Origin of the sequence: Roseovarius tibetensis (genome assembly GCF_050896375.1) — a bacterium.
In the GTDB taxonomy this organism is placed as follows: domain Bacteria; phylum Pseudomonadota; class Alphaproteobacteria; order Rhodobacterales; family Rhodobacteraceae; genus Roseovarius; species Roseovarius tibetensis.
In genome coordinates this window covers 84,531-106,999 of record NZ_JBPBBB010000010.1, presented here as the reverse complement: position 1 = coordinate 106,999, position 22,469 = coordinate 84,531, and the positions used below count along the sequence as shown (strand labels likewise).

General features: G+C 64.5%; 33 protein-coding genes. 28 read left to right on the top strand and 5 right to left on the bottom strand.

Annotated elements, in window-relative coordinates; all coding sequences use genetic code 11:
• Positions 1-3 precede the first annotated feature (3 nt).
• Genes dut through ACROSR_RS09250 form a run of 3 tightly spaced genes read left to right on the top strand, consistent with a single transcriptional unit; the run spans position 4 to position 3,540 of the window.
• A complete protein-coding gene (gene dut / locus ACROSR_RS09260; RefSeq protein WP_432684297.1) occupies positions 4-459 on the top strand; it encodes a dUTP diphosphatase in 456 nt (151 codons plus the stop codon).
• Positions 459-1,547 (top strand): HesA/MoeB/ThiF family protein, encoded by a 1,089-nt coding sequence (locus ACROSR_RS09255; RefSeq protein WP_432684295.1) that lies wholly within the window; start codon positions 459-461, stop codon positions 1,545-1,547. Before dut ends, ACROSR_RS09255 begins: the two co-directional genes overlap by 1 nt.
• The gene (locus tag ACROSR_RS09250; RefSeq protein WP_432684293.1) at positions 1,525-3,540 is read left to right on the top strand and encodes a M3 family metallopeptidase; all 2,016 of its coding nucleotides are present in this window, start codon (positions 1,525-1,527) and stop codon (positions 3,538-3,540) included. Before ACROSR_RS09255 ends, ACROSR_RS09250 begins: the two co-directional genes overlap by 23 nt.
• A 91-nt stretch (positions 3,541-3,631) precedes the next feature.
• Here ACROSR_RS09250 and ACROSR_RS09245 read toward each other — a convergent pair whose 3' ends face one another.
• Positions 3,632-4,414 (bottom strand): Bax inhibitor-1/YccA family protein, encoded by a 783-nt coding sequence (locus ACROSR_RS09245; protein WP_432684291.1) that lies wholly within the window; start codon positions 4,412-4,414, stop codon positions 3,632-3,634.
• A 202-nt stretch (positions 4,415-4,616) separates the two neighbouring features.
• Entirely contained in the window at positions 4,617-5,585 is a 969-nt protein-coding gene (locus tag ACROSR_RS09240) for an NADPH:quinone oxidoreductase family protein (protein WP_432684289.1), read from the bottom strand.
• A 319-nt stretch (positions 5,586-5,904) separates the two neighbouring features.
• Here ACROSR_RS09240 and ACROSR_RS09235 point away from each other — a divergent pair, with 319 nt between their 5' ends.
• Both ACROSR_RS09235 and ACROSR_RS09230 read left to right on the top strand, forming a co-directional pair.
• A complete protein-coding gene (locus ACROSR_RS09235) occupies positions 5,905-6,273 on the top strand; it encodes a helix-turn-helix domain-containing protein (protein ID WP_432684287.1) in 369 nt (122 codons plus the stop codon).
• A 26-nt stretch (positions 6,274-6,299) separates the two neighbouring features.
• Positions 6,300-7,118 (top strand): inositol monophosphatase family protein, encoded by an 819-nt coding sequence (locus tag ACROSR_RS09230; protein WP_432684285.1) that lies wholly within the window; start codon positions 6,300-6,302, stop codon positions 7,116-7,118.
• Positions 7,119-7,181: 63 nt separating this feature from the next.
• On the opposite strand, the gene ACROSR_RS09225 is transcribed toward ACROSR_RS09230, so the two are convergent.
• Together ACROSR_RS09225 and guaD are read right to left on the bottom strand one after the other, a co-directional pair.
• On the bottom strand, positions 7,182-7,430 hold the full coding sequence (locus ACROSR_RS09225) for a hypothetical protein (protein ID WP_432684283.1): 249 nt from the start codon (positions 7,428-7,430) through the stop codon (positions 7,182-7,184).
• Between the two features lie 106 nt (positions 7,431-7,536).
• A complete protein-coding gene (guaD, locus tag ACROSR_RS09220; protein ID WP_432684281.1) occupies positions 7,537-8,820 on the bottom strand; it encodes a guanine deaminase in 1,284 nt (427 codons plus the stop codon).
• A 144-nt stretch (positions 8,821-8,964) separates the two neighbouring features.
• Here guaD and mgtE point away from each other — a divergent pair, with 144 nt between their 5' ends.
• The 10 genes from mgtE to rplP all read left to right on the top strand — a co-directional run bounded on the left by mgtE (position 8,965) and on the right by rplP (position 15,958).
• Entirely contained in the window at positions 8,965-10,356 is a 1,392-nt protein-coding gene (mgtE, locus tag ACROSR_RS09215; RefSeq protein ID WP_432684279.1) for a magnesium transporter, read from the top strand.
• Positions 10,353-10,919: a 5-formyltetrahydrofolate cyclo-ligase gene (locus ACROSR_RS09210; RefSeq protein ID WP_432684277.1), complete on the top strand. Its 567-nt coding sequence runs from the start codon at positions 10,353-10,355 to the stop codon at positions 10,917-10,919. The genes mgtE and ACROSR_RS09210 overlap by 4 nt, the downstream gene beginning before the upstream one ends.
• Positions 10,920-11,051: 132 nt before the next feature.
• Positions 11,052-11,864 carry a TIGR00282 family metallophosphoesterase gene (locus ACROSR_RS09205; protein WP_432684275.1) on the top strand — a complete coding sequence of 271 codons (813 nt, stop codon included), beginning with the start codon at positions 11,052-11,054 and terminating at the stop codon, positions 11,862-11,864.
• A 78-nt stretch (positions 11,865-11,942) separates the two neighbouring features.
• A complete protein-coding gene (locus tag ACROSR_RS09200) occupies positions 11,943-12,683 on the top strand; it encodes a YebC/PmpR family DNA-binding transcriptional regulator (protein WP_432684273.1) in 741 nt (246 codons plus the stop codon).
• 118 nt (positions 12,684-12,801) lie between these two features.
• Positions 12,802-12,951 carry an entericidin A/B family lipoprotein gene (locus tag ACROSR_RS09195; RefSeq protein ID WP_432684271.1) on the top strand — a complete coding sequence of 50 codons (150 nt, stop codon included), beginning with the start codon at positions 12,802-12,804 and terminating at the stop codon, positions 12,949-12,951.
• Positions 12,952-13,315: 364 nt separating this feature from the next.
• A complete protein-coding gene (gene rplB, locus ACROSR_RS09190; RefSeq protein WP_432684269.1) occupies positions 13,316-14,158 on the top strand; it encodes a 50S ribosomal protein L2 in 843 nt (280 codons plus the stop codon).
• Positions 14,159-14,161: 3 nt separating this feature from the next.
• Positions 14,162-14,440, top strand: coding sequence for a 30S ribosomal protein S19 (rpsS, locus tag ACROSR_RS09185; protein ID WP_336418239.1), 279 nt, complete (start codon positions 14,162-14,164; stop codon positions 14,438-14,440).
• Between the two features lie 3 nt (positions 14,441-14,443).
• Positions 14,444-14,824 carry a 50S ribosomal protein L22 gene (gene rplV / locus ACROSR_RS09180; RefSeq protein WP_336418240.1) on the top strand — a complete coding sequence of 127 codons (381 nt, stop codon included), beginning with the start codon at positions 14,444-14,446 and terminating at the stop codon, positions 14,822-14,824.
• On the top strand, positions 14,824-15,531 hold the full coding sequence (gene rpsC, locus ACROSR_RS09175; RefSeq protein WP_432684267.1) for a 30S ribosomal protein S3: 708 nt from the start codon (positions 14,824-14,826) through the stop codon (positions 15,529-15,531). The genes rplV and rpsC overlap by 1 nt, the downstream gene beginning before the upstream one ends.
• Positions 15,532-15,544: 13 nt before the next feature.
• Positions 15,545-15,958 carry a 50S ribosomal protein L16 gene (gene rplP / locus ACROSR_RS09170; RefSeq protein WP_432684265.1) on the top strand — a complete coding sequence of 138 codons (414 nt, stop codon included), beginning with the start codon at positions 15,545-15,547 and terminating at the stop codon, positions 15,956-15,958.
• 82 nt (positions 15,959-16,040) lie between these two features.
• Here the strand turns inward: rplP and ACROSR_RS09165 are convergent, their stop codons facing one another.
• Entirely contained in the window at positions 16,041-16,790 is a 750-nt protein-coding gene (locus ACROSR_RS09165; RefSeq protein WP_432684263.1) for a hypothetical protein, read from the bottom strand.
• A 68-nt stretch (positions 16,791-16,858) separates the two neighbouring features.
• On the opposite strand from ACROSR_RS09165, the gene ACROSR_RS09160 reads away from it, so the two are divergent.
• The 13 genes from ACROSR_RS09160 to rpmD all read left to right on the top strand — a co-directional run bounded on the left by ACROSR_RS09160 (position 16,859) and on the right by rpmD (position 22,359).
• Entirely contained in the window at positions 16,859-17,479 is a 621-nt protein-coding gene (locus tag ACROSR_RS09160) for a TIGR02466 family protein (RefSeq protein ID WP_432684261.1), read from the top strand.
• A 215-nt stretch (positions 17,480-17,694) separates the two neighbouring features.
• On the top strand, positions 17,695-17,901 hold the full coding sequence (locus ACROSR_RS09155; protein ID WP_432684259.1) for a cold-shock protein: 207 nt from the start codon (positions 17,695-17,697) through the stop codon (positions 17,899-17,901).
• Between the two features lie 263 nt (positions 17,902-18,164).
• Entirely contained in the window at positions 18,165-18,365 is a 201-nt protein-coding gene (gene rpmC / locus ACROSR_RS09150) for a 50S ribosomal protein L29 (RefSeq protein WP_432684257.1), read from the top strand.
• Between the two features lie 12 nt (positions 18,366-18,377).
• Entirely contained in the window at positions 18,378-18,608 is a 231-nt protein-coding gene (gene rpsQ, locus ACROSR_RS09145; RefSeq protein ID WP_432684255.1) for a 30S ribosomal protein S17, read from the top strand.
• Between the two features lie 79 nt (positions 18,609-18,687).
• A complete protein-coding gene (gene rplN, locus ACROSR_RS09140; RefSeq protein WP_432684253.1) occupies positions 18,688-19,056 on the top strand; it encodes a 50S ribosomal protein L14 in 369 nt (122 codons plus the stop codon).
• A 1-nt stretch (position 19,057) separates the two neighbouring features.
• A complete protein-coding gene (gene rplX / locus ACROSR_RS09135; protein ID WP_432684251.1) occupies positions 19,058-19,369 on the top strand; it encodes a 50S ribosomal protein L24 in 312 nt (103 codons plus the stop codon).
• On the top strand, positions 19,362-19,925 hold the full coding sequence (gene rplE, locus ACROSR_RS09130; protein WP_432684249.1) for a 50S ribosomal protein L5: 564 nt from the start codon (positions 19,362-19,364) through the stop codon (positions 19,923-19,925). The genes rplX and rplE overlap by 8 nt, the downstream gene beginning before the upstream one ends.
• Before the next feature lie 19 nt (positions 19,926-19,944).
• The gene (gene rpsN, locus ACROSR_RS09125) at positions 19,945-20,250 is read left to right on the top strand and encodes a 30S ribosomal protein S14 (RefSeq protein WP_432684247.1); all 306 of its coding nucleotides are present in this window, start codon (positions 19,945-19,947) and stop codon (positions 20,248-20,250) included.
• A 13-nt stretch (positions 20,251-20,263) separates the two neighbouring features.
• Positions 20,264-20,656, top strand: coding sequence for a 30S ribosomal protein S8 (gene rpsH, locus ACROSR_RS09120; RefSeq protein WP_432684245.1), 393 nt, complete (start codon positions 20,264-20,266; stop codon positions 20,654-20,656).
• Between the two features lie 12 nt (positions 20,657-20,668).
• Positions 20,669-21,202, top strand: a complete 534-nt coding sequence (rplF, locus tag ACROSR_RS09115; protein WP_432684243.1) for a 50S ribosomal protein L6 — start codon at positions 20,669-20,671, stop codon at positions 21,200-21,202.
• A gap of 11 nt (positions 21,203-21,213) precedes the next feature.
• Positions 21,214-21,573: a 50S ribosomal protein L18 gene (gene rplR / locus ACROSR_RS09110; protein WP_432684241.1), complete on the top strand. Its 360-nt coding sequence runs from the start codon at positions 21,214-21,216 to the stop codon at positions 21,571-21,573.
• 12 nt (positions 21,574-21,585) lie between these two features.
• Complete coding sequence (rpsE, locus tag ACROSR_RS09105; RefSeq protein ID WP_432684239.1) at positions 21,586-22,158, top strand: 30S ribosomal protein S5; 573 nt, start codon at positions 21,586-21,588, stop codon at positions 22,156-22,158.
• Positions 22,159-22,170: 12 nt separating this feature from the next.
• The gene (gene rpmD, locus ACROSR_RS09100; RefSeq protein WP_432684237.1) at positions 22,171-22,359 is read left to right on the top strand and encodes a 50S ribosomal protein L30; all 189 of its coding nucleotides are present in this window, start codon (positions 22,171-22,173) and stop codon (positions 22,357-22,359) included.
• Positions 22,360-22,469: the final 110 nt, after the last annotated feature.

The following is a 22,469-nucleotide window of genomic DNA, read 5'->3' as shown; positions in this document are numbered from 1 at the left end:
CGCATGGTGACGGTCGCGGTGCAATGGGATGACGGGGCGGATCGCGCCCTGGGGCTGCCCGAATATGCAACGGCGGGGGCGGCCGGGGCCGATCTGCGCGCGAACCTCCCCGACCGCCGCGCGGTGGTGCTGGCGCCCGGCGCGCGCGTGCTGGTGCCCACCGGGCTGCGGATCGCCGTGCCCGAGGGCTACGAGGTGCAGTTGCGTCCGCGCTCGGGGCTGGCGCTGCGTCACGGGATCACCTTGCCCAACAGTCCTGCCACCATCGACAGCGACTATCGCGGTCCCCTTGGCGTGATCGTGATGAATGCCGGGGCGGAGCCGTTCGAGATCGTGCATGGCGCGCGTATCGCGCAGATGGTGGTCGCGCCGGTCGTGCGGGCGCAGTTTGAAACCGCGGCTGATCTTGACGAGACGGCGCGCGGGACGGGCGGCTTCGGCTCGACAGGGGGTCTCTGATGTTGCTGGTTCTGGTCATGGCGGCGGCGATCTGGGGTATGGGGGCGGCCATGGGCACCCCGCGGCGCCTGAGATGGGCGATGATCGCGGGGCTCTGGGTGGCGGTGACGCTGGCGCATCTGGTGCTGCCCTTTGGGCATCCGATCCGTGCCGCCACGGGCGAGCGCGCGGCGTTGTGGCTGATGATCGGCGGGGCGGCGGGGATCGTTCTGGTCTACCGCGCGGGGCTGGGCGCGTTGCGGACACGCGCCGGAACCCGTGCGGCTGAAGCTGCACGCAAGGCCGAAGACCACGCCGGCACACCGCTATTCGGAGCCGCCGAGCTGGACCGTTACGCAAGGCATATCGTGCTGCGCGAGATCGGAGGGCCGGGGCAGAAGGCGTTGAAAGAGGCGCGGGTGCTGGTCATCGGGGCGGGTGGGCTAGGCTCGCCCGCGATTCTCTATCTGGGGGCCGCCGGGGTGGGCACGATCGGGGTGATCGACGATGACACGGTCGAGAATTCCAACCTGCAACGGCAGGTCATTCATGACGATGCGGGGATCGGCCTGTCCAAGGCGCAATCTGCCGCGCAGCGGGTTCAGGCGCAGAACCCGCATGTCGTGATGCGGCCCTACCGCAGGCGTCTGACGCCCGAGATCGCGTCCGATCTTTTCAATGACTACGACCTGATCCTCGACGGCACCGACAATTTCGACACGCGGTACCTGTCCAATGCCACCGCCGCCGCCCAGAACAAGCCGCTGGTGTCCGGCGCGTTATCGCAATGGGAGGGACAACTGAGCGTCTTCGATCCCGCCCGCGGCACGCCGTGCTACGAGTGCCTGTTTCCCGAGGCGCCGGCTCCGGGGCTGGCCCCGTCCTGCGCCGAGGCCGGGGTGTTGGGGCCGTTGCCCGGCGTGGTGGGCGCGATGATGGCTGTCGAGGCGGTCAAGCTGATCACCGGGGCAGGGCAGGCATTACGCGGTGAGATGCTGATCTATGATGCGCTGTATGGCGAGAGCCGCAAGATCGGCGTGCAGCGCCGGGCCGATTGCCCGATCTGCGGCGACAAAGGAGACAGAGATGACCAACCCCTTGCTGGCTGACTGGCACACGCCCTTCGCTCTGGCCCCGTTCGACAGCATTACAGACGACGATTTCGCGCCCGCCTTCGAGACGGCATTGGACGCGGCGCGGGCCGAGGTTGCGGCGATCGCCGAAAATCCCGAGCCCGCGACCTTCGCCAACACCATCGAGGCGCTGGAATCCTCCGGCGCGGCGCTAGACAAGGTGTTGTCGGTGTTCTTCACGCTGGCGGGTGCCGACAGCACCCCGAAGCGGCAGGAATTGCAGCGCGATTTCGGGCCGAAGCTGGCCGCGTATTCCTCGGAGCTTTACGGCAACAAGGCGCTGTTCGCACGGGTCGCGGCGCTGTGGCACGCGCGTGCCGATCTGGGGCTGAGCGCGGAAGAGGACCGGCTGTTGATGCTGACGCATCGCGCGTTCCGCCGTGCCGGTGCCGCGCTGACCGGCGACGAGGAGGCGCGGATGCGCGCGATCATGGCGCGGCTGGCCGAACTTGGCACCGCGTTCACGCAGAACCTGCTGGCCGATGAGGCGGGCTGGCACATGGAACTGGGCGAGGATGATCTGGGCGGGCTGCCGGATTTTGTCGTGGCCTCGGCCCGGGCCGCCGGGCGCGACAAGGGGCTGGACGCGCCGGTGATCACGCTGTCACGCTCGCTGATTGTGCCGTTCCTGCAGTTTTCCGCGCGGCGCGACCTGCGCAAGCGCGCCTTTCAGGCCTGGACCGCGCGCGGCGCCACGGGCGGCGAGACCGACAACCGACGCCTTGCCGAGGAGATCCTCGCGCTGCGGTCCGAGCGCGCTGGCCTGCTGGGATATGACAGTTTCGCCGCCTACAAGCTGGAAACCGAGATGGCCAGGACGCCGGAGGCCGTGCGCGATCTGCTGATGTCAGTCTGGGCGCCGGCGCGCGCGCAGGCCGAACGCGACGCCGAGACGCTGGCGGCGATGATGCATGCCGACGGGGTCAATGGCGAGCTGGAGCCGTGGGACTGGCGCTATTATTCGGAGAAACGGCGGCAGGCCGAGCATGATCTCGACGAGGCCGCGCTGAAGCCGTACCTGTCGCTCGACCGGATGATCGAGGCGGCGCAGGCCTGTGCGACCCGTCTGTTCGGACTGGAATTCACACTGCTGGACGTACCGCTGTACCATCCCGATTGCCGGGCCTGGGAGGTGACGCGCGGCGGGCGCCATGTCGCGGTGTTCATCGGGGATTATTTCGCGCGCGCATCGAAGCGGTCGGGTGCCTGGTGCTCGTCGATGCGGGGTCAGGCCAAGCGGCCGAAGGTGCAGGGCCCCGTCGTCATCAACGTGTGCAATTTTGCCAAGGGTGATCCGGCGCTGCTGAGTTATGACGACGCGCGGACACTGTTTCACGAGTTCGGGCATGCGCTGCATCACCTGCTGTCGGACGTGAGTTACGAATCGCTGTCGGGCACCTCGGTGGCGCGCGATTTCGTGGAACTGCCCAGCCAGTTGTTCGAGCATTGGCTGGAAGTGCCCGAGGTGCTGGAACGCTACGCCACCCATGTCGAAACCGGCGAGGCGATGCCGCGCGACATGTTGGACCGGCTACTGGCCGCGACGACCCATGACATTGGGTTCCAGACGGTCGAATACCTTGCCTCGGCGTTGGTCGATCTGTCCTTTCACGAGGGTACGCCGCCCGACGATCTGATGGCCGCGCAGCAGGCCGTTCTGGACGATCTCGGGATGCCGCACGCCATCGCGATGCGCCATGCGGCCCCGCATTTCGCGCATGTCTTCGCGGGCGACGGCTATTCTGCTGGCTATTACAGCTACATGTGGTCCGAGGTCATGGATGCCGACGCCTTCGCCAGTTTCGAGGAGGGCGCCGGGCCGTTCGACGCCGACCGCGCGCAGGCGCTGGAGCGTCACATCCTGTCGCGCGGCGGGTCCGAAGATCCGGTCGCGCTGTATGAGGGGTTCCGAGGGCGGCTTCCGGGCGTGGAGGCCTTGCTGCGCGGGCGTGGGCTGGCCGTCGCCTGAAGCGCGCGACCCATCCCGGTCGGCAACGAAAAACCCCTGCCAGGGGATGCCTGGCAGGGGTCGTTTTTTCAGTACGCGGTGCGTGGTGCGATTACTCTTGCTGGCCCATGAACATCAGCAGGAACTGGAACATGTTCAGGAAGCTGATGTAGAGGTTCAGCGCGCCGTCATAGGCGGCCTTGTCCAGCCATTCCTGATCGCCTTGCGCGGCATGCGCCACGTAGACGTTCTTGATTTCCTGCGTGTGATACGCGGTGAGACCCGCGAAGATCAGAACGCCGATGGACGAGATCGCGAACATCATCGCTTCGCTTTGCAGGAAGATGTTGATGATCATCGCCACGATCAGACCGATGACCCCCATGATGAGGAAGCTACCCCAGCCCGAGATGTCCTTTTTGGTCGTGTATCCCCACAGCGACAGGCCGGAGAACGCGATCGCGGTGACAACGAAGGTCTGGGCGATCGAGAAACTCGTGAACACGAGGAAGATCGAGCTGAGCGAAAGCCCGATCAGGGCCGCGAAGCCGAAAAAGCCCAGTTGCACGCCCGCCGCTGGTGCCCGGCGCAAAAGCGACCCCCAACCAAGAAAGATGAAGGCGAGCGGCGCAAGCATCACGACCCATTTTAGCGGCGACAGATACAGCGCGGCGCCCAGACCTGTCAGCATCTTGCCATTGCCCAGTTCGGCGGCGGCAGCGGATGGATCGGTCGTCACGGCCAGTCCCGAAATCGCCCACGCCGCCAGTGCGGTGATGAGCATGCCGATAGACATGGTCGCGTAGACCTTGTTCATGTGTGCGCGTAGTCCGGCGTCGATCTGCGTGCTGCGTGCACCCGTCGTCGACGACCGGATCGTGTCAAACTCTGCCATAAATCCCTCCGATATGTGATGGCCACCCCACGTTTGGGGCTTTGACATCAATATCGGTTAGGCCGGTCCCGTTTTCAAGTTTTTCCGACAGTTTTCGACATGCATTGCGCGCTGCCGCCCGTCGGTTATGCAGGGTTGCGTCGGTGCGCGCCGGAATGATCCGACACTGTATCGCGGGGCCGCGTGCATGTGTCCGCGCACCTCATCCTGTCGGCGGTGTGACGACGACCTTGCCCGTGGATGTGCGGCTGCGCAGAAGTTCGAGCGCCTCGTCTGCCCGATCCAGTGGCATGACATGGCTGACATGCGGCTTGATCCGGCCCGCCGCGTACCAGTCGAAGAGGGTGCGCAGGCTGTTGGTCACGACCTCCGGGCGAAACTTGAGATAGCCGCCCCAGTACAGCCCCATGACCGCAAGGTTCTTGACCAGCAGGTGATTGGCGGGGATTTGCGGCACATCGCCGCTGGCAAAGCCGATGGTCAGGAGCCGTGCCTCGGGGTTGCAGGCTCGAAACGCGGCCTTGAACTGATCGCCGCCGACGGGATCATACACCACATCGACGCCGCCCAAGCCCTTGCAGACCTCGCGGATATCCTCGGTCCTGGCGTCGATGAGATGGTCCGCGCCGGCCTTGCGGGCGACGTCGAGCTTGTCAGACCCTCGTGCGCAGGCGATGACGCGGGCGCCCATCAGCTTGCCGATCTCGACCGCCGTCAACCCCACGCCGCCCGCCGCGCCGAGCACCAGTAGCGTCTCTCCGGGCTGCAGCCGCGCGGTATGGGCCAGCGCCACGTGGCTCGTGCCATAGGCGATCTGAAAGGCGGCCGCGTCGGTGAAGCTCATCTCGTCGGGCAGCACTACCGCGCGTTCGGCGGGGAAACACCCGTATTCCGCCAGGCCGCCATGACCGGCGAACACGGCGACACGGCTGCCGATCGGTGGCCCCTGCGTGTCGGGGCCGACCGCGTCGACGATGCCGGCAACCTCCATCCCAAGGGTGAAGGGGGGCTCCGGGGTTTCCTGATACTCGCCCTTTATCATCAGCAAATCGGCGAAATTTAGCCCGCATGCCGCAATGCGGACACCGATTTCACCCGGACCGGGGGTCGGCGTCTCGATGTCGAGAATAGTGGGCTGTGCCCCGGCGGCTGTGATGGCATAGGCTTGCATGGTTTCCCGTCCGGCAGATGACAGGTCACGCTAGACCACGACAGGCACGGGTTTCAATACGATTCGAGCAGCCGTTGCCGGGGTGGCCCCGACCCCCGGATTGACGGATCGCATCTGCATCCCGATCGCACGGGTTCGTGTTTGAATTGAGTGATTTGGGTCGCTGGCACGTATACGCATAGCGATATGGCTTGTTTTTCGGGACGGAATTGGTATGTACTACAAACGCTGCTGGGATGCGTGGCGTTGGTCTTAATTCGCGTTGTACCGAATATGTGTTATCCGGTCGGAGCATCTTAGTGAGGAAGAGGAAAATCGTATGTCGCACCCCGTGGATGTGCATGTCGGAAAACGGATCCGGCATCGTCGCTGGCTGGTCGGAATGACCCAGCAGCAGCTTGCTGCAGCGGTAGGAATAAAATTTCAGCAAATTCAGAAATACGAAACCGGGGCCAACCGTGTCAGTGCCTCAAGGCTCTGGGATATAGCGTCGGCGCTCGATGTTCAGGTAAGTTTCTTTTTCGACGGTCTGTGCGACAAGGAAAGCGCGGGACGGTCGGACCATCTTTCGGACGACCTGATCGGTGACAAGGAAGCACTTGATCTGGTGCGGTCTTACTACGCGATCCCGGAAAACCAACGCCGCCGTCTGTTCGATCTCGCACGGGTCCTGAGCGACGTGGCTTGAGCCAAAGCGCGGACCGCGTTGTTTCCGTGTCGGAGCACGAATCGGAATTGGCTCTGGACAGAGATGCGATCAGGGCAACAGCGCATGCTGTTGCTGACGCGGCACGGTCGGCGATCGGGCCGTTCTTTCGCGTTGCCGATCTTGGGGCCGACAACAAGATGTCCGACGGATCGTTCGATCCGGTAACGGAGGCGGATCGCGCCGCCGAAACCGCAATGCGCGCCGTTTTGGCGGAATTGCGGCCCGAGGACTCCATTCTCGGGGAAGAGCATGGCCCGAAGCACGGGACATCGGGCCTGACCTGGGTGCTCGACCCGATCGACGGAACACGCGCATTCCTGTCGGGCGCGCCGACATGGGGTGTCCTGATAGCGGTTTCCGACGAAACCGGACCCTTGTACGGGATAATCGACCAACCCTACATCAATGAACGGTTCGAGGGCGGCTTCGGCCAGTCCGTGCTGACCGGCCCGCGTGGCACGATGCCCTTGCGCACAAAGGGAAACCGTCCGTTGGCGGAGGCCATCCTGTTCACCACCTTCCCCGAACTGGGCACGCCGGCCGAGGGGGCAGGCTTTGCCGCCGTCGCCGAGCGGGTAAAGCTGACCCGGTATGGCCTTGATTGCTATGCATATGCCATGCTGGCCCTTGGACAGATCGACCTTGTGATCGAGGCGGGGCTTGCCGGCTACGATATCCAGGCGCCGATTGCCGTCATCGAGGCGGCGGGCGGAATCGTCACCGACTGGCGGGGCAGACCCGCGCATGACGGCGGGCGCGTGCTGGCCGCAGCGGGGCGCGAGCAGCACGAGGCGGCCCTCGATATCCTGTCGCGCGTGCCGTGATCACCGGACCTCGCGCGGTCCGGCCCGGTCATCGACCCGGCCTTTGATCGTGGCACCGGCACCTCAGCCGAAAATGCGGGGTTTCAGCTTGAGAATCGTCTCGCCCATTTCCGTACTGATCTGCCGCGCGGCTGTCAGGGCCTCTTGATGGGCCCCGTAGCCGGTGGCGACGGCGGCGTCAATCGTCGCGCTTTGCACCAGACTTGCCACAAGATCGGGGTGATCGCGCGCGTAGCCGTCTCCGAACTCGGCATCTATGGCGCGGATGGCCTCGGCGAGACGCCTGGCGGGGGTCGTGGGGGTCTCGGTCATCAGTGGCTCCTGTGCTTGTTGGGCGCAGATGGTAGGGTGCCGGGTCAGGGTATCCAATCCGACCTGCGCCGCCAGATTTCCAGCGCCGCGCGGTCTGCGATCGGCGTCAGGCAACGGCATGACCGGCAACCCAGACCTGCGCGACGGCGCGGTCGTCGCCCATCATGATCGTCGGGAAAAGCGCCTCCCATACATCCTCGGCCCGGTCGGCGCGTTGCGATATGGCGGGCGTCGAAGCGAGATCGAGCGCCACGAGGTCGGCCTCCATGCCGGGGGCGATCGTGCCGATGAGATCGCCCATGTGCAGCGCCCGCGCCGAGCCGGCGGTCGCCAGCCACAAAAGCTGCGCGGGATGCAGGGCGGTGCCGGTCAGCTGTCCGATCTCGTATGCCGCCGCCATGGTGCGCAGCATCGAAAAGGACGACCCGCCGCCGGTATCGGTGGCAAGCCCGATGCGGTGGCCGTCGGCTACGCGCGCGGCCATGTCGAACAGCCCCGAGCCGATAAAGCCGTTGGACGTTGGGCAATGGATCAGCGCCGCGCCCACCTCGGCCAGCCGGGCGCGTTCGCGCGGGGTCAGGTGGATGGCATGGCCGTACAGCCCGCGCGCGCCCAGCAGGCCGTGCGCCTCATACGTATCCAGGTAGTCGCGCGCGTCGGGGAAAAGGGATTTCACCCACGCGACCTCGTCGGTCTGTTCCGCGAGATGCGTCTGCATCAGGCAGTCCGGGTATTCGGCCCAGAGCGCACCAAGCGCGTCTAGCTGCGCGGGCGTCGAGGTCGGGGAAAAGCGCGGCGTGATGGCATATCCCAGACGGTCCACGCCGTGCCATGCCTGCAACAGCCGCTTGCTGTCGTCATAGGCCGATTGCGCGGTGTCGCGCAGGCCGTCGGGCGCATTGCGGTCCATGCAGGTCTTGCCCGCCACGGCGCGCAGGCCCCGCGCGCGGGCCGCCTCGAAGAATGCCGTGACGCTGCCAGGATGGATCGTGCCGTAGCTGACCGTCGTCGTGGTGCCCTGTGCCAGCGTCAGATCGAGGTAGCGGTTCGCGATCTCGTCTGCGTAGCCGCGGTCAGCAAAGCGCATCTCCTCGGGGAAGGTATAGGTGTCGAGCCAGTCGATCAGCCGCTTGCCCCAACTGGCGATGATCGTGGTCTGGGGGTAGTGGACATGCGGGTCTATGAACCCCGCGGTGACAAGCGCCGCCCCCATGTCCTGACAGGTCGCCCGCGGATGGTCGGCGCGCAGTGCGTCCCGTGTCCCGACCGCGGTGATACGCCCGTCGCGGATGACCAGCGCCTCGTGCAGCCGCGCCGCGCCGGCCGGGTCGCCGTCGAACGGGGATCGGTCGAAAGCCAGGATTCGACCGGCGATGAGCGTCTCTGACATGATGGCCGTCCCGGTGACTGCGAACACGCTGCGCAAGCATCACGATAGGCGGGGGCTGTCCACTGGTAAATCGTCCCGGTGTCATTGTTTTAGCCACGCGCCTTCTTTATCCATAATCTGGATCTGGCGACGGGAGTGCGCGACATGGAAGACCGGGACGACGTGGCGACGCTCGAAAGCGAGGCCGGGGACAATGACGACCCGCTGAACAAGCAGGCCGTGGCGCGGATCATGGAGGCCGTGGACACCGACGATCGCGACCGCCTGTGGCAAGAGATGGAGACCCTGCACGCCGCGGATATCGCCGACCTTCTCGAACAGATCACGGCCTATGACCGGCGCCGGCTGATCACGCTTTACGGGCATGAATTCGACGGCGACATCCTGTCCGAACTGGACGAGTCGATCCGCGAAGAGGTGATCGGGCTGCTGACGCCAGAGGTTCTGGCCGACGCGGTGCGAGAGCTCGACTCCGATGACGTGGTCGATCTGGTCGAGGATCTGGAGGGGGGCCAGCAGGACGCGATCCTCGGCGCGCTCGGGGCCAGTGACCAGTTGGCGGTGCGTCAATCGCTGAGTTACCCGGAATATTCCGCCGGCCGCCTGATGCAGCGCGAAGTGGTCATGGCCCCCGAGCACTGGACCGTGGGCGACGTCATCGACTTCATGCGCGGCGCCGACGATCTGCCCGAGCAGTTCTACCATATCATCCTGGTCGATCCGCGCCTGCACCCCGTCGGCAACGTGATGCTGGGGCGGATCATGGCGGCGCGCCGCGAGGTGGCGCTGCGCGACATCGTGGAAGAGACGTTTCACGTGATCCCTGTCGGCCAGGTCGAGGGTGACGTGGCCTATGCGTTCAACCAGTACCACCTGATTTCCGCGCCTGTGGTGGATGAAGAGGGACGGCTGGTCGGCGTGATCACCATCGACGACGCGATGACCGTGCTGGACGAAGAACACGAAGAGGACATCTTCCGCCTCGCCGGTGTCGGCGAGGGGGGCGTCAATGACAGCGTGATCCAGACCTCGAAGCAGCGGCTGCCCTGGCTGGGCGTGAACCTGCTGACGGCGATTCTCGCGTCGCTGGTCATCGCTGTCTTCGAGGATGCGATCGGGCAGCTTGTGGCGCTGGCGGTCCTGATGCCGATCGTGGCGTCGATGGGCGGCAATGCCGGCACGCAGAGCCTGACAGTGGCGGTGCGCGCGCTGGCGACCAAGGACCTGACCGGCGCGAACGTCAAGCGCGTGCTGCTGCGCGAGATCACGGTGGGCCTGATCAACGGCCTTGTCTTTGCACTGGTGATGGGGGTCGTCGGCGTCGCCTGGTTCGGCGGGGTCGAGCTGGGCTACGTGATTGCGGCCGCGATGGTGATAAACCTTGTCGCGGCCGGGCTCGCCGGCGCGGCGATCCCCGTGGTCATGGACCGGATGGGGATCGATCCGGCGCTTGGATCCGGCACGTTCGTGACAACGGTGACGGATGTCGTCGGGTTCTTCGCCTTCCTCGGGCTGGGGGCGATGTTCCTGCTATGAGCGACCGGGCCGGGATCAAGACGGCGGCGCGCAAGGCCGCCTTCGCCCGGCGCGCCGAGGCACATCGCGCCGACCCCGGCGGCGCGGATCGGTGGCTTCGGGAGGTGCTCGGGGCGTGGCGCGGGGTGCCGCTGGCGGGGTACCTGCCGATCCGGACCGAGATCGATCCGCGCCCGGCAATGGCCGAGGCCGCGATGCATGGCCCGGTCGCGGTGCCGGTCATCGCCGGGCCGGGCCGGCCGCTGCGCTTTTCGCGCTGGACGCCGAATTGCAGGCTGCGCGAGGGGCCGTTCGGCGCGATGGTGCCGGAGGTGGACGATTTCATCGAGCCCGAGGTGCTGATTGTGCCGCTGGTGGCCTTCGACCGCGCGGGCGGGCGCCTGGGCTATGGCGGCGGCTTTTACGACCGTACGCTGGAGAAGCTGCGGGCGCGGCGGCGGACGGTGGCGATCGGCTTTGCCTACGCCGCGCAGGAGGCCGACGAGGCCCTCCCGCTGGAGTCGACCGACCAGCCCCTCGACATGGTGGCGACCGAGGCGGGCGTGGTCGGGTTTGGCGACTGACGGGTCTGCCGGGACCGGGCCGTGCGCCGGGCCGCGCCGTCGTGTTTCGAGTATTTTTGGAAAGATGAAGGGCAGGGTGACGCCCCATCCCGACTGCTTGCGCTTGCGGGCGCGTGGACCTATCAGGACGACATGAAGATACTTTTTCTTGGCGACGTGATGGGGCGTGCGGGACGTGCGGCGGTGGCCGCCGGGTTGCCCGCGTTGCGCAAGGCCTGGGCCCTCGATTTCGTGGTGGTCAATGGCGAGAATGCCTCGGGCGGGATGGGTCTTTCGGCGGCACATGCGACCGGGTTGTTCGAGGCCGGCGCGGATTGCGTCACGCTGGGGGATCACGCCTTCGACCAGAAGGACATGTTGCAGGCGGTCGAGCGCGAGACGCGCCTCATTCGGCCGCTGAACTATGCCAAGGCCGCGCCGGGACGGGGGCACCGGGTGTTCACGGACGGGCGGGGGCGCAAGGTTCTTGTGGCGCAGGTGCTGGGCAACGTGTTCATGCGGCGGGCCTTCGACGATCCGTTCTCGGCCATCGACACGGTGCTGCGCACGCATCCCTTGGGTGGCGCGGTACAGGCAGCGGTGGTCGACATGCATTGCGAGGCGACCTCGGAGAAGATGGCCATGGGCCATTTCTGCGACGGGCGCGCCAGCCTCGTGGTCGGCACGCACACGCACATCCCGACGGCCGATGCACAGATCCTGACCGGCGGCACGGCGTTCCAGGGCGATGCAGGCATGTGCGGCGATTACGACTCTGTCATCGGCATGGACAAGGCCGAGCCGATGCGCCGTTTCGTGGCGGGCATGGGCAAGGAGCGGTTTACCCCAGCAATGGGCCCCGTCACGTTGTCGGGGGTCTATATCGAGACCGACGATGCGACCGGGCGCGCCAGCCGGATCGAGATGGTACGGCAGGGCGGGCGTCTGCAGCAGGCGGGACCCTGATCGGGCCGGGGGCCGTTGCCCTGCCGTCGCCAAGCCGATAGAAGACCGCGAGATTCCGGGTTTTCAGGAGAGGGCACAATGGCCGGCCATTCGAAATGGGCGAATATCCAACATCGCAAAGGGCGTCAGGACGCGGTCCGGGCCAAGTTGTTTTCCAAGTTTTCCAAGGAGATCACGGTCGCCGCCAAGATGGGTGACCCCGACCCCGAGAAAAATCCCCGGCTGCGTCTGGCCATCAAGGAGGCCAAGGGGCAGTCCATGCCCAAGGACAATATCGAGCGCGCCATCAAGAAGGCGCAGGGCGGCGATGTCGAGGATTACGAGGAGATCCGGTACGAGGGCTACGGGCCGGGCGGCGTCGCGGTGATCGTCGAGGCGATGACCGACAACCGCAATCGCACCGCGTCGAACGTGCGCAGCACGTTCACCAAGAGCGGCGGGAACATGGGCGAGACCGGAAGCGTCGTCTTCATGTTCGAGCGCAAGGGCGAGATCACCTATCCCGCCGAGGTGGGCGATGCCGACACCGTGATGATGGCTGCGATCGAGGCCGGAGCGGATGACGTGGAAAGTGGTGAGGATGGCCACGTGATCTGGTGTGCGGACACGGATCTGAACGACGTTGCGACGGCGCTCGAGGCGGATCTGGGCGAGTCGGAGTCGACGAGGCTGGTCTGGAAGCCCACCACCACGACCGAGATGGATCTCGAGGGCATGCAGAAGCTGATGAAGCTGATCGAGGCGCTTGAGGACGATGACGACGTCCAGCGCGTCACCACCAATTTCGAGGCCAGCGACGAGGTCATGGCGCAGCTTTGACAGCGCGTCGATGCGTGCGACCACGCGCGTCGACATCACGTCAGGTCCTTGATTTACATCGGATTTGACGGAATCGCGTCGGTGCGATCCATCTTGTGGGCTCACCGCGCTTGGTATAATGATCGCGCGTCAACCTAGGAGTGGTGGAATGCGACCTTTGATTATCGGAGTGATGTCCTGTTTCGTGCTGGCCGCTTGCGAAACGGTGCAGGGGGCCGGACGGGATGTCCAGAAGGCCGGGCAAACCATAGAGTCGGCCGCGAACTGAGGGCCGGCGGCGTCGGACGGGTCCCATCCGGTCGTTGCGAACGGACCGTATGCGCAGTGGGCGTGACGACGTAGCGTACCTCTGGCCGGTCGGCACATGGCGGGCGCACGCGTCCGGATGTCGTCTGACCGATGACGCCGCTCTGCGGTCAAATCCCGAATTCACGACCTAATCCCTTGACCGCCGGTCTGCTGTCGCCTAACAGGACGTGTCGGTTCAGCCCCGGATTCGTCCGGGGCTTTGCTGTTGTTCAAAAGAACACCCAACACCGGGGACCTTGCGAGGGCCCTTGATGCGAGCCGGGGGAAGCCCGGCCACAACATAGGCGGGGCAACCCGTCGCAAGCTAACGGAAGACAGAAAGCATGGCACTCAAGTCGTACAAACCGACGACGCCGGGCCAGCGCGGGCTGGTGCTGATCGACCGTTCGGAGCTGTGGAAAGGACGTCCCGTCAAATCCCTCACCGAGGGTCTGACGAAATCGGGCGGCCGCAACAACACCGGGCGGATTACCTCGCGGCGTCGCGGGGGCGGGGCGAAACGCCTCTACCGCATCGTCGATTTCAAGCGAACCAAGTTCGACATCTCGGCCACGGTCGAGCGTATCGAATACGATCCCAACCGCACCGCCTTCATCGCGCTGATCCGCTATGATGACGGGGAGCAGGCCTATATCCTCGCACCGCAGCGCATGGCCGCAGGCGACAAGGTGATCGCCTCGGCAAAGGCCGATATCAAGCCCGGCAACACGATGCCCTTCTCGGGGATGCCGATCGGGACGATCGTTCATAACATAGAGCTCAAGCCCGGCAAGGGTGGCCAAATCGCCCGCGCCGCAGGGGCCTACGCGCAATTCGTCGGCCGTGACGGCGGCTACGCGCAGGTGCGGCTGTCCTCGGGCGAGCTGCGCATCGTGCGTCAGGAATGCCTCGCCACTGTCGGCGCGGTCAGCAATCCCGACAACAGCAACCAGGATTTCGGCAAGGCGGGCCGCATGCGCCATCACGGCAAGCGGCCGTCGGTGCGTGGTGTCGTCATGAACCCGATCGACCACCCGCATGGCGGTGGCGAGGGCCGCACCAGCGGTGGCCGTCACCCGGTCACGCCGTGGGGCAAGCCCACCAAGGGCGCGCGCACCCGCAATACCAACAAGGCGTCGCAGAAGCTTATCCTGCGCTCGCGTCACGCCAAGAAGAAGGGCCGTTAACAAATGAGCCGCTCTGTATGGAAAGGCCCCTTCGTCGATGCCTACGTCCTGAAAAAGGCCGAGGCCGCGCGCGAATCGGGCCGCAACGACGTCATCAAGATCTGGTCGCGCCGGTCGACCATCCTGCCGCAATTCGTCGGACTGACCTTTGGTGTCTATAATGGTAAGAAGCATGTGCCGGTGAATGTCAGCGAGGACATGATCGGGCAGAAGTTCGGGGAATATTCGCCGACGCGCACCTATTACGGTCACACCGCCGACAAGAAAGCGAAGAGGAAATAAGCCATGGGCAAGGACAAGAATCCCCGCCGCGTGGCGGATAACGAGGCGATGGCCAAGCTGCGCATGCTGCGCACCAGCCCGCAGAAGCTGAACCTTGTCGCGGCGATGATCCGGGGCAAGAAGGTGGACCGGGCGCTGACCGATCTGACATTCTCGAAAAAGCGCATCTCTGACGACGTGCGCAAGTGCCTGCAATCGGCGATCGCCAATGCCGAGAACAACCACAATCTCGACGTCGACGAGCTGGTGGTGGCCGAGGCCTATGTCGGCAAGAACCTTGTGCTGAAGCGCGGGCGTCCGCGGGCCCGCGGACGGTTCGGCGCACTGCGCAAGCCGTTCTCGGAACTGACGATCAAGGTGCGTGAAGTTGAGGAGCAAGCCTGATGGGAAATAAAGTAAATCCGATTGGCATGCGCCTGCAGGTCAACCGCACCTGGGACAGCCGCTGGTATGCCGATACCAAGGATTACGGGAACCTGCTGCTGGAGGATCTCGCGATTCGCGAGTTCATCAACACCGAGTGCAAGCAGGCCGGCATCAGCCGGGTGATCATCGAGCGGCCGCACAAGAAGTGCCGCGTGACGATCCACACGGCGCGCCCGGGCGTGATCATCGGCAAGAAGGGCGCGGATATCGAAACCCTGCGCAAGAAGCTGGCCAAGATCACCGACAGCGAGTTGCATCTCAACATCGTCGAGGTGCGCAAGCCCGAGCTTGACGCGGCGCTTGTCGGGGACAGCATCGCTCAACAGCTCGAGCGTCGCGTGTCGTTCCGGCGGGCCATGAAGCGGGCCGTCCAGAACGCGATGCGCATGGGCGCTCTCGGGATCCGTGTGAATGTCGCGGGTCGTCTCGGCGGGGCCGAGATCGCGCGCACCGAATGGTATCGCGAGGGCCGCGTGCCGCTGCACACGCTGCGGTCCGATATCGATTACGCCAGCGTTCAGGCGCAGACCGCGTACGGGATCATCGGCATCAAGGTCTGGATTTTCAAGGGCGAGATCCTGGAGCACGATCCTGCAGCCCGGGATCGCAAGGCGCAGGAACTCCAGGATGGTCCCGCGCCGCGTGGCGCCGGCGGCCGTCGATAAGGGGACATGACAGATGCTACAACCTAAACGCACGAAATTCCGCAAGCAGTTCAAGGGCCGGATCAAGGGCGAGGCCAAGGGCGGCTCTGACCTGAACTTTGGCGGGTACGGCCTGAAGGCAACCGAGCCGGAGCGCGTCACCGCGCGTCAGATCGAGGCCGCGCGCCGTGCCATGACGCGTCACATGAAACGTCAGGGTCGCGTCTGGATCCGGATCTTTCCGGATGTGCCGGTCTCTGCCAAGCCCATCGAGGTGCGCATGGGCAAGGGCAAGGGCTCTGTCGATCGCTGGGTCTGCAAGGTCAAGCCCGGCCGCGTGATGTTCGAGATCGACGGCGTGAATGACGAGACCGCGATGGAGGCCCTGCGCCTTGCCGCGATGAAGCTGCCGCTCAAGACCCGCGTGGTGGTCCGCGAGGACTGGTGAGCGCGGCGATGCGGTGACGACCGAAATGGCCCCGGCGCGCAAGCGGCGGGGCTTTTTCATGCCGCCGGCCTGCGCGCCGTGCCTATCCGCCGAGAATTTCGCGCACGGCCTGCGTGTAGCGATGCCAGGTCATCGTAGCCTTGTTGCCCGCCACGCCATGATAATAGCTGCGCCCCGTGGCCGTGGGCAGGCCGGCCCAGATCTTTGCAAGGTTCAACAGGAACGCGTCCTGCGTGATCTCGCCCCGCTGGACCTTGTCCAGTCCCGCATCCGCAAGCAGCAGATCACCCAGCCGGTCCTGTACGTCCGGGCCGAACCGCGTGCCCGGCGACAGGTGCAGCCGTGCCGTCAGCCGGCGCAGCGTGGCGGGGATGAATTGATACCGACCGATGGCGTGGGGCTGTCCGGGGGTGGCGCGGGTCCATTGGTCGATCTCGCGCAGGGTCATCTGCGTCGGCCGTTTCGGCGGGCGGATCGTCGCGCCGTGCTGCACCGCATCGTAGCCCGCGCGCCCGGCCTCTGCCAGCGCGATGAGATCGCGCAGGCGCGCCGCCGCGGACGGCCCGGTGCGCGGCGCTGTGAGCGGCTGGCGTGGGGTCGGGGCGAACAGGCCGTCCCCATCCTCGGGGCCGACGAACAGGCTGGCGCTTTGCACGGACGGCCCGGTGCGCGCGGCGATCAACGGCTGGCGGGGATTGTCGAACAACGGTGCGCGGTCGCGGAACAGGCCCGTGGGGGCAGGATCTGCCATGCCGCCCGGCGCGCCGACCAGCATCAGGCAGGCCGCGCCGGTCATATGGATCAGGAATTGCGCCGTTCTGGTGCGTGTCATGGCCTGACAATGGCGCAAAAGCATTGAGAAACCCTTGCGCGCCACGGCATCTGCGATAAGGGTTGGCCATGTCCGATATCACATCCCTTTTCGTTACCCGGCTGTATCGTGCCGCCCTGTCCGAGCATGCCCCCACCATCGACGCGGCAGAGCTGGCCGCATCATGCTATTCCATAGCCGAGGATGACGAGGCGGGGCAGGACTGGTGCGAGACGGAAGGTTATCCCGGCTATACCTCTTACGCGTCGCTTGGCGATCTGCCTTGGCGGTTTCCGATCTTCGCCGACCTGGTCACGGTGCTGGACGCGCATGTGGCCGATTTCGTGCAGGATCTGGAGTTCGACCTCGACGGGCGCGCGCTGAAGCTGGAGGATATCTGGATCAACATCCTGCCCGAGGGCGGCAGTCATGGCAGCCATATACACCCGCATTCGGTGATCTCGGGCACGACCTATGTCGCTATGCCCGAGGGGACCAGCGCGCTCAAGCTGGAAGACCCGCGGTCAGCGCGGATGATGGCCGCGCCCACGCGCCGCAAGGAGGCCCGCGCGGACATGCGCACCTTCGTCTATGTCGCGCCGAAGGTCGGGGATGTCCTCATGTGGGAATCGTGGCTGCGTCACGAGGTGCCCATGAACCAGTCCGAAGATGACCGGATCAGCGTGAGTTTCAATTACAGCTGGGACTGATCTCGCGCCGTGTCTTTCGGGGAAAATGCGCCGAAGATCGGGACGGGTGAATTCGGGGCTTGCAAGATGGGCGTATTTGCGCCACAAGGGTCGGGCTAACGTTATTCTATTTCGACGATCTGTCTCCTCCGATACGGCGGTCAGTACCTCGATCCAGACCGACCACGCCAAACTGCCGCACTTCCGCGGGCAGGACTATATCAGGAGACGACACGATGGCATCTGGCACCGTGAAATGGTTCAATTCCACCAAAGGTTTCGGCTTTATCGCACCCGACGGTGGCGGCAAGGACGTTTTCGTTCATATTAGCGCTGTTGAGCGCGCAGGCCTGACCGGCCTTGCGGACGACCAAAAAGTGACGTTCGACGTCGAAGCCGGCCGTGACGGCCGCGAGAGCGCGGCGAACCTTCAGCTCGCGTAACGCGATCTGATCCGAATTCTGAAACGGCCTCGGGATGCCCCGGGGCCGTTTCCATTTCCGGCCGGGATCGGCGCCCCGGGGATGTCGCGGGCCTGCTTGTCCGGTTTTCGCTTGCCCTGTACGGTCAGCTCTTCTATAGAGCGCCAATCCATGTATCCCCGCCCGCCGGGGATTCGGGTGTTTGCAAATCATCCACCGGAGTTTTGGTGACCCTGAACCAACCGTCAGGGGCCTGCCGGTGTTTCGAGATAAAGGAGACGGCGATGAACGCCACGGAACTGCGTGACAAGACCCCGGACCAGCTTCGGGAAGAGCTTACCAAACTGAAAAAGCAGCAGTTCAACCTGCGGTTTCAGGCGGCGACCAGCCAACTCGAAAACCCCGCCCAGATGCGTCTGGCCCGTCGCGATGCGGCGCGGATCAAGACCATTCTGAATGAAAAAGCCCGCGCGGCGGCAGAGTAAGGAGCCCCTGAGATGCCCAAACGAATCCTTCAAGGTGTCGTAACGTCCGACGCCAACGCCCAGACTATCACGGTTTCTGTCGAGCGTCGCTTCAAGCACCCGGTGCTGCAGAAGACGATCCGCAAGTCCAAGAAATACCGGGCGCACGACGAGAACAACACCTACAAGTCCGGCGATGCCGTTCGAATCATCGAATGCGCGCCGCGATCGAAAACCAAACGCTGGGAGGTGCTGGAGGCCTGAGGCCGACAGCGCGGAGCAGCATAATCGAAACCCTGGGGATCAGGCATTGCATCGCCCCCCATAGGTCGGGAGACACCAAATGATCCAGATGCAGACCAATCTGGATGTAGCTGACAACTCTGGCGCGCGCCGGGTTCAGTGCATCAAGGTTCTGGGGGGTTCCAAGCGTAAATACGCGTCCGTTGGCGACATCATCGTCGTCTCGGTCAAGGAAGCCATTCCGCGCGGTCGCGTGAAAAAGGGCGATGTCCGCAAGGCCGTCGTCGTACGCACCGCCAAGGAGGTCCGTCGCGAGGACGGGACCGCCATCAGCTTCGACCGCAACGCCGCCGTCATCCTGAACAACGCGGGAGAGCCGATCGGCACCCGTATCTTCGGGCCGGTGGTGCGCGAACTGCGCTCGAAAAGCTTCATGAAAATCATCTCGCTCGCCCCGGAGGTGCTGTAAGATGGCAGCCAAACTGAAAAAAGGCGACAGCGTGATTGTCCTGTCCGGCAAGGACAAGGGCCGCACGGGCACGATCAGCAGCGTCGATCCGAAATCCGGCAAGGCCGTGGTTGACGGCGTGAACATGGCCATTCGCCACACCCGCCAGAGCCAGTCCACCCAAGGTGGTCGGATTCCCAAGGCAATGCCCGTCGATCTCAGCAATCTTGCGATCGTCGACAAGAACGGCAAACCCACCCGCGTCGGCTTTCGCGTCGAGGGGGACAAGAAGGTGCGGTTCGCCAAGACCACGGGGGACGTGATCGATGCTTGATACTGCTACCTATACCCCGCGTCTGCGCACGCAGTTCCGCGATGTCATCAAGCCGGCCCTCAAGGAGGAATTCGGCTATACCAACGACATGCAGGTCGCGCGTCTGGACAAGATCGTCCTGAACATCGGCTGCGGCGCCGAGGCCGTGCGCGACTCCAAGAAGGCGAAGGCGGCCCAGGACGACCTGAGCACGATCGCCGGTCAGCGCGCCGTGATCACCAAGGCCCGCAATTCGATCGCCGGGTTCCGGGTGCGCGAAGACATGCCTCTCGGGGCCAAGGTCACGTTGCGCGGCGACCGCATGTACGACTTCCTTGACCGCCTGATTACCATCGCCATGCCGCGCATCCGCGACTTCCGCGGTGTGTCGGGCAAATCCTTCGATGGGCAGGGCAATTATGCCATGGGTCTCAAGGAACACATCGTTTTCCCCGAAATCAACTTCGACAAGGTCGACGAAGTCTGGGGGATGGACATCATCATCGCAACCACGGCGAAGACCGACGCTGAAGCACGCAGCCTGTTGAAGCACTTCAACATGCCGTTCAACAGCTGAGCCGGGGAAGGATTACATCATGGCCAAGAAAGCAATGATCGAGCGCGAAAAGAAGCGCCAGAAGATGGTGGACCGTTTCGCCAAGAAACGCGCCGCGCTCAAGGCGGTCATCAACGACCAGAACAAGCCGATGGAGGAGCGTTTTCGCGCCTCACTCAAGCTCGCGGAACTGCCGCGGAACAGCTCGGCAACCCGGCTGCACAACCGCTGCCAGGTGTCGGGGCGTCCGCACGCCTATTACCGCAAGCTCAAGGTCTCGCGCATCGCGCTGCGGGATCTGGGATCTGCCGGGCAGATGCCCGGCGTCGTGAAATCCAGCTGGTGAGGAGGGCAGAGATATGAATGATCCCATCGGCGATATGCTTACCCGGATCCGCAACGGGCAGATGCGTGGCAAGTCCACGATCATCACCCCGACGTCGAAACTGCGCGAACGCGTGCTCGAGGTGCTCAAGTCCGAGGGGTATATCCGCGGCTTCGAGACCGTGACGGGGGCCAACGGCCACCCGAATATCGAGGTCAGCCTCAAGTACTATGAAGGCACTCCTGTCATTCGCGAAATGGCGCGGGTCTCCACGCCCGGTCGTCGCGTCTACATGGGCGTCAAGGACATCCCGCAGGTCCGTCAGGGCCTGGGTGTGTCGATTGTCTCCACCTCGAAGGGTGTGATGTCGGATGCAGCTGCGCGCGCCGCCAATGTCGGTGGCGAAGTGCTCTGCACGGTATTCTAAGGAGGGCCGGATATGTCTCGAATCGGAAAACAACCCGTGACCCTGCCGGATGGCGTCACGGCCACGATGATGGGTCAGACAATCGAGGTGAAAGGCCCGAAGGACACGAAATCCTTCACCTTCACCGATGATGTCTCGATTGCCATCGAGGATGCCCAGATCAAGGTGACGCCGCGCGGCACGTCCAAGCGGGCGCGTCAGCAGTGGGGCATGACCCGGACGGTCATCTCGAACCTCGTCCACGGGGCCACCAACACCTTCAAGCAGGAAATGGAAATCCGCGGCGTCGGCTACCGTGCCCAGTTGCAAGGCAACACGGTCAAGCTCAACCTCGGGCTCAGCCACGATGTCGAGTTTCCCGTGCCGGAGGGTGTGACCATCACCGTGCCCAAGCCCACCGAACTGGTGATCGAGGGCACCGACAAGCAGCTTGTCGGGCAGGTTGCGGCCAATATTCGCGACTGGCGACCGCCGGAGCCGTACAAGGGCAAGGGCATCCGCTACAAGGGCGAGTATCTGCTTTTGAAAGAAGGCAAGAAGAAGTAAGGACGCGACAGATGGCATACAGCAAAAGAAAACTGTTCCTCAAACGCCGCCTGCGCGTTCGGAACAAACTTCGCAAGGTCAATGCCGGGCGCCCGCGCCTGAGTGTTCACCGCTCCAACAAGAATATCAGCGTGCAACTGATCGACGACGTTCGGGGGATGACCCTTGCCGCCGCCTCGACCATGGAAAAAGATTTAGGGTTGGTCGGGCAGTGCAATGTCGAAGCCGCGTCCAAGATCGGCACCGCGATCGCCGAGCGTGCGCAAAAGGCGGGTGTGACCGAGGCGTATTTCGACCGCGGCGGGTTCCTGTTTCACGGCCGGATCAAGGCCGTGGCGGATGCCGCGCGTGACGCCGGCCTGAAGATTTAAGGAGACGATAGAATGGCAAGAGAAGACAACCGCCGCGGAGGTCGCGGACGCGACGAAACGCCGGAATTCGCCGATCGTCTCGTGGCGATCAACCGGGTCAGCAAGACGGTCAAGGGCGGCAAGCGCTTTGGCTTTGCCGCGCTTGTGGTCGTGGGTGACCAGAAGGGCCGCGTCGGCTTTGGCAAGGGCAAGGCCAAGGAGGTCCCCGAGGCCATCCGCAAGGCCAACGAGGCCGCAAAGCGCGCGATGATCCGCGTTCCCCTGCGCGAGGGGCGCACGCTGCATCATGACGGCATCGGTCGCCACGGTGCGGGCAAGATCGTGATGCGCAGCGCCACGCAGGGTACCGGCATCATCGCCGGTGGTCCCATGCGCGCGGTGTTCGAGATGCTCGGCGTGCAGGACGTGGTCGCGAAATCGACGGGGTCGCAAAACCCCTATGCGATGATCCACGCCACGCTGGATGCGCTGAAATTTCAGGCCAGCCCCCGTATGGTGGCGCAGCGGCGCGGCAAGAAAGTCGCCGATGTCCTGAAAAAGGGCGATGAGGCCCCGGCCAGCCAGCCCGAGTCGGCCGAAGCGTAAGGGATCGCAGAGATGTCAAAAACCATAATCGTCAAGCAGATCGGGTCGCCGATCCGCCGCCCGGAAAAACAGCGCCAGACCCTGATCGGTCTGGGCCTCAACAAGATGCACAAGACCCGCGAACTTGAAGACACGCCTGCGGTGCGCGGCATGATCTCCAAGATCCCGCACATGGTGCAGATCGTCGAAGAAAAGGGCTGAACGCCGGTTTCTTGTACAATAGACGGGCCGGAAACACGTGAAGTTCCCGGTGCCTACGTTTGACGCTCCGGTCAGGAATTGACCGGGGCGTTTTCTTTTGCACCAAAGCT

What these genes read in the sequence shown, in the direction of transcription:
- dut (WP_432684297.1), top strand. Translation starts at nt 4, where the DNA reads ATGGTGACGGTCGCGGTGCAATGGGATGACGGGGCGGATCGCGCCCTG.
- ACROSR_RS09255 (WP_432684295.1), top strand. Translation starts at nt 459, where the DNA reads ATGTTGCTGGTTCTGGTCATGGCGGCGGCGATCTGGGGTATGGGGGCG.
- ACROSR_RS09250 (WP_432684293.1), top strand. Translation starts at nt 1,525, where the DNA reads ATGACCAACCCCTTGCTGGCTGACTGGCACACGCCCTTCGCTCTGGCC.
- ACROSR_RS09245 (WP_432684291.1), bottom strand. Translation starts at nt 4,414, where the DNA reads ATGGCAGAGTTTGACACGATCCGGTCGTCGACGACGGGTGCACGCAGC.
- ACROSR_RS09240 (WP_432684289.1), bottom strand. Translation starts at nt 5,585, where the DNA reads ATGCAAGCCTATGCCATCACAGCCGCCGGGGCACAGCCCACTATTCTC.
- ACROSR_RS09235 (WP_432684287.1), top strand. Translation starts at nt 5,905, where the DNA reads ATGTCGCACCCCGTGGATGTGCATGTCGGAAAACGGATCCGGCATCGT.
- ACROSR_RS09225 (WP_432684283.1), bottom strand. Translation starts at nt 7,430, where the DNA reads ATGACCGAGACCCCCACGACCCCCGCCAGGCGTCTCGCCGAGGCCATC.
- guaD (WP_432684281.1), bottom strand. Translation starts at nt 8,820, where the DNA reads ATGTCAGAGACGCTCATCGCCGGTCGAATCCTGGCTTTCGACCGATCC.
- mgtE (WP_432684279.1), top strand. Translation starts at nt 8,965, where the DNA reads ATGGAAGACCGGGACGACGTGGCGACGCTCGAAAGCGAGGCCGGGGAC.
- ACROSR_RS09210 (WP_432684277.1), top strand. Translation starts at nt 10,353, where the DNA reads ATGAGCGACCGGGCCGGGATCAAGACGGCGGCGCGCAAGGCCGCCTTC.
- ACROSR_RS09205 (WP_432684275.1), top strand. Translation starts at nt 11,052, where the DNA reads ATGAAGATACTTTTTCTTGGCGACGTGATGGGGCGTGCGGGACGTGCG.
- ACROSR_RS09200 (WP_432684273.1), top strand. Translation starts at nt 11,943, where the DNA reads ATGGCCGGCCATTCGAAATGGGCGAATATCCAACATCGCAAAGGGCGT.
- ACROSR_RS09195 (WP_432684271.1), top strand. Translation starts at nt 12,802, where the DNA reads ATGATCGCGCGTCAACCTAGGAGTGGTGGAATGCGACCTTTGATTATC.
- rplB (WP_432684269.1), top strand. Translation starts at nt 13,316, where the DNA reads ATGGCACTCAAGTCGTACAAACCGACGACGCCGGGCCAGCGCGGGCTG.
- rpsS (WP_336418239.1), top strand. Translation starts at nt 14,162, where the DNA reads ATGAGCCGCTCTGTATGGAAAGGCCCCTTCGTCGATGCCTACGTCCTG.
- rplV (WP_336418240.1), top strand. Translation starts at nt 14,444, where the DNA reads ATGGGCAAGGACAAGAATCCCCGCCGCGTGGCGGATAACGAGGCGATG.
- rpsC (WP_432684267.1), top strand. Translation starts at nt 14,824, where the DNA reads ATGGGAAATAAAGTAAATCCGATTGGCATGCGCCTGCAGGTCAACCGC.
- rplP (WP_432684265.1), top strand. Translation starts at nt 15,545, where the DNA reads ATGCTACAACCTAAACGCACGAAATTCCGCAAGCAGTTCAAGGGCCGG.
- ACROSR_RS09165 (WP_432684263.1), bottom strand. Translation starts at nt 16,790, where the DNA reads ATGACACGCACCAGAACGGCGCAATTCCTGATCCATATGACCGGCGCG.
- ACROSR_RS09160 (WP_432684261.1), top strand. Translation starts at nt 16,859, where the DNA reads ATGTCCGATATCACATCCCTTTTCGTTACCCGGCTGTATCGTGCCGCC.
- ACROSR_RS09155 (WP_432684259.1), top strand. Translation starts at nt 17,695, where the DNA reads ATGGCATCTGGCACCGTGAAATGGTTCAATTCCACCAAAGGTTTCGGC.
- rpmC (WP_432684257.1), top strand. Translation starts at nt 18,165, where the DNA reads ATGAACGCCACGGAACTGCGTGACAAGACCCCGGACCAGCTTCGGGAA.
- rpsQ (WP_432684255.1), top strand. Translation starts at nt 18,378, where the DNA reads ATGCCCAAACGAATCCTTCAAGGTGTCGTAACGTCCGACGCCAACGCC.
- rplN (WP_432684253.1), top strand. Translation starts at nt 18,688, where the DNA reads ATGATCCAGATGCAGACCAATCTGGATGTAGCTGACAACTCTGGCGCG.
- rplX (WP_432684251.1), top strand. Translation starts at nt 19,058, where the DNA reads ATGGCAGCCAAACTGAAAAAAGGCGACAGCGTGATTGTCCTGTCCGGC.
- rplE (WP_432684249.1), top strand. Translation starts at nt 19,362, where the DNA reads ATGCTTGATACTGCTACCTATACCCCGCGTCTGCGCACGCAGTTCCGC.
- rpsN (WP_432684247.1), top strand. Translation starts at nt 19,945, where the DNA reads ATGGCCAAGAAAGCAATGATCGAGCGCGAAAAGAAGCGCCAGAAGATG.
- rpsH (WP_432684245.1), top strand. Translation starts at nt 20,264, where the DNA reads ATGAATGATCCCATCGGCGATATGCTTACCCGGATCCGCAACGGGCAG.
- rplF (WP_432684243.1), top strand. Translation starts at nt 20,669, where the DNA reads ATGTCTCGAATCGGAAAACAACCCGTGACCCTGCCGGATGGCGTCACG.
- rplR (WP_432684241.1), top strand. Translation starts at nt 21,214, where the DNA reads ATGGCATACAGCAAAAGAAAACTGTTCCTCAAACGCCGCCTGCGCGTT.
- rpsE (WP_432684239.1), top strand. Translation starts at nt 21,586, where the DNA reads ATGGCAAGAGAAGACAACCGCCGCGGAGGTCGCGGACGCGACGAAACG.
- rpmD (WP_432684237.1), top strand. Translation starts at nt 22,171, where the DNA reads ATGTCAAAAACCATAATCGTCAAGCAGATCGGGTCGCCGATCCGCCGC.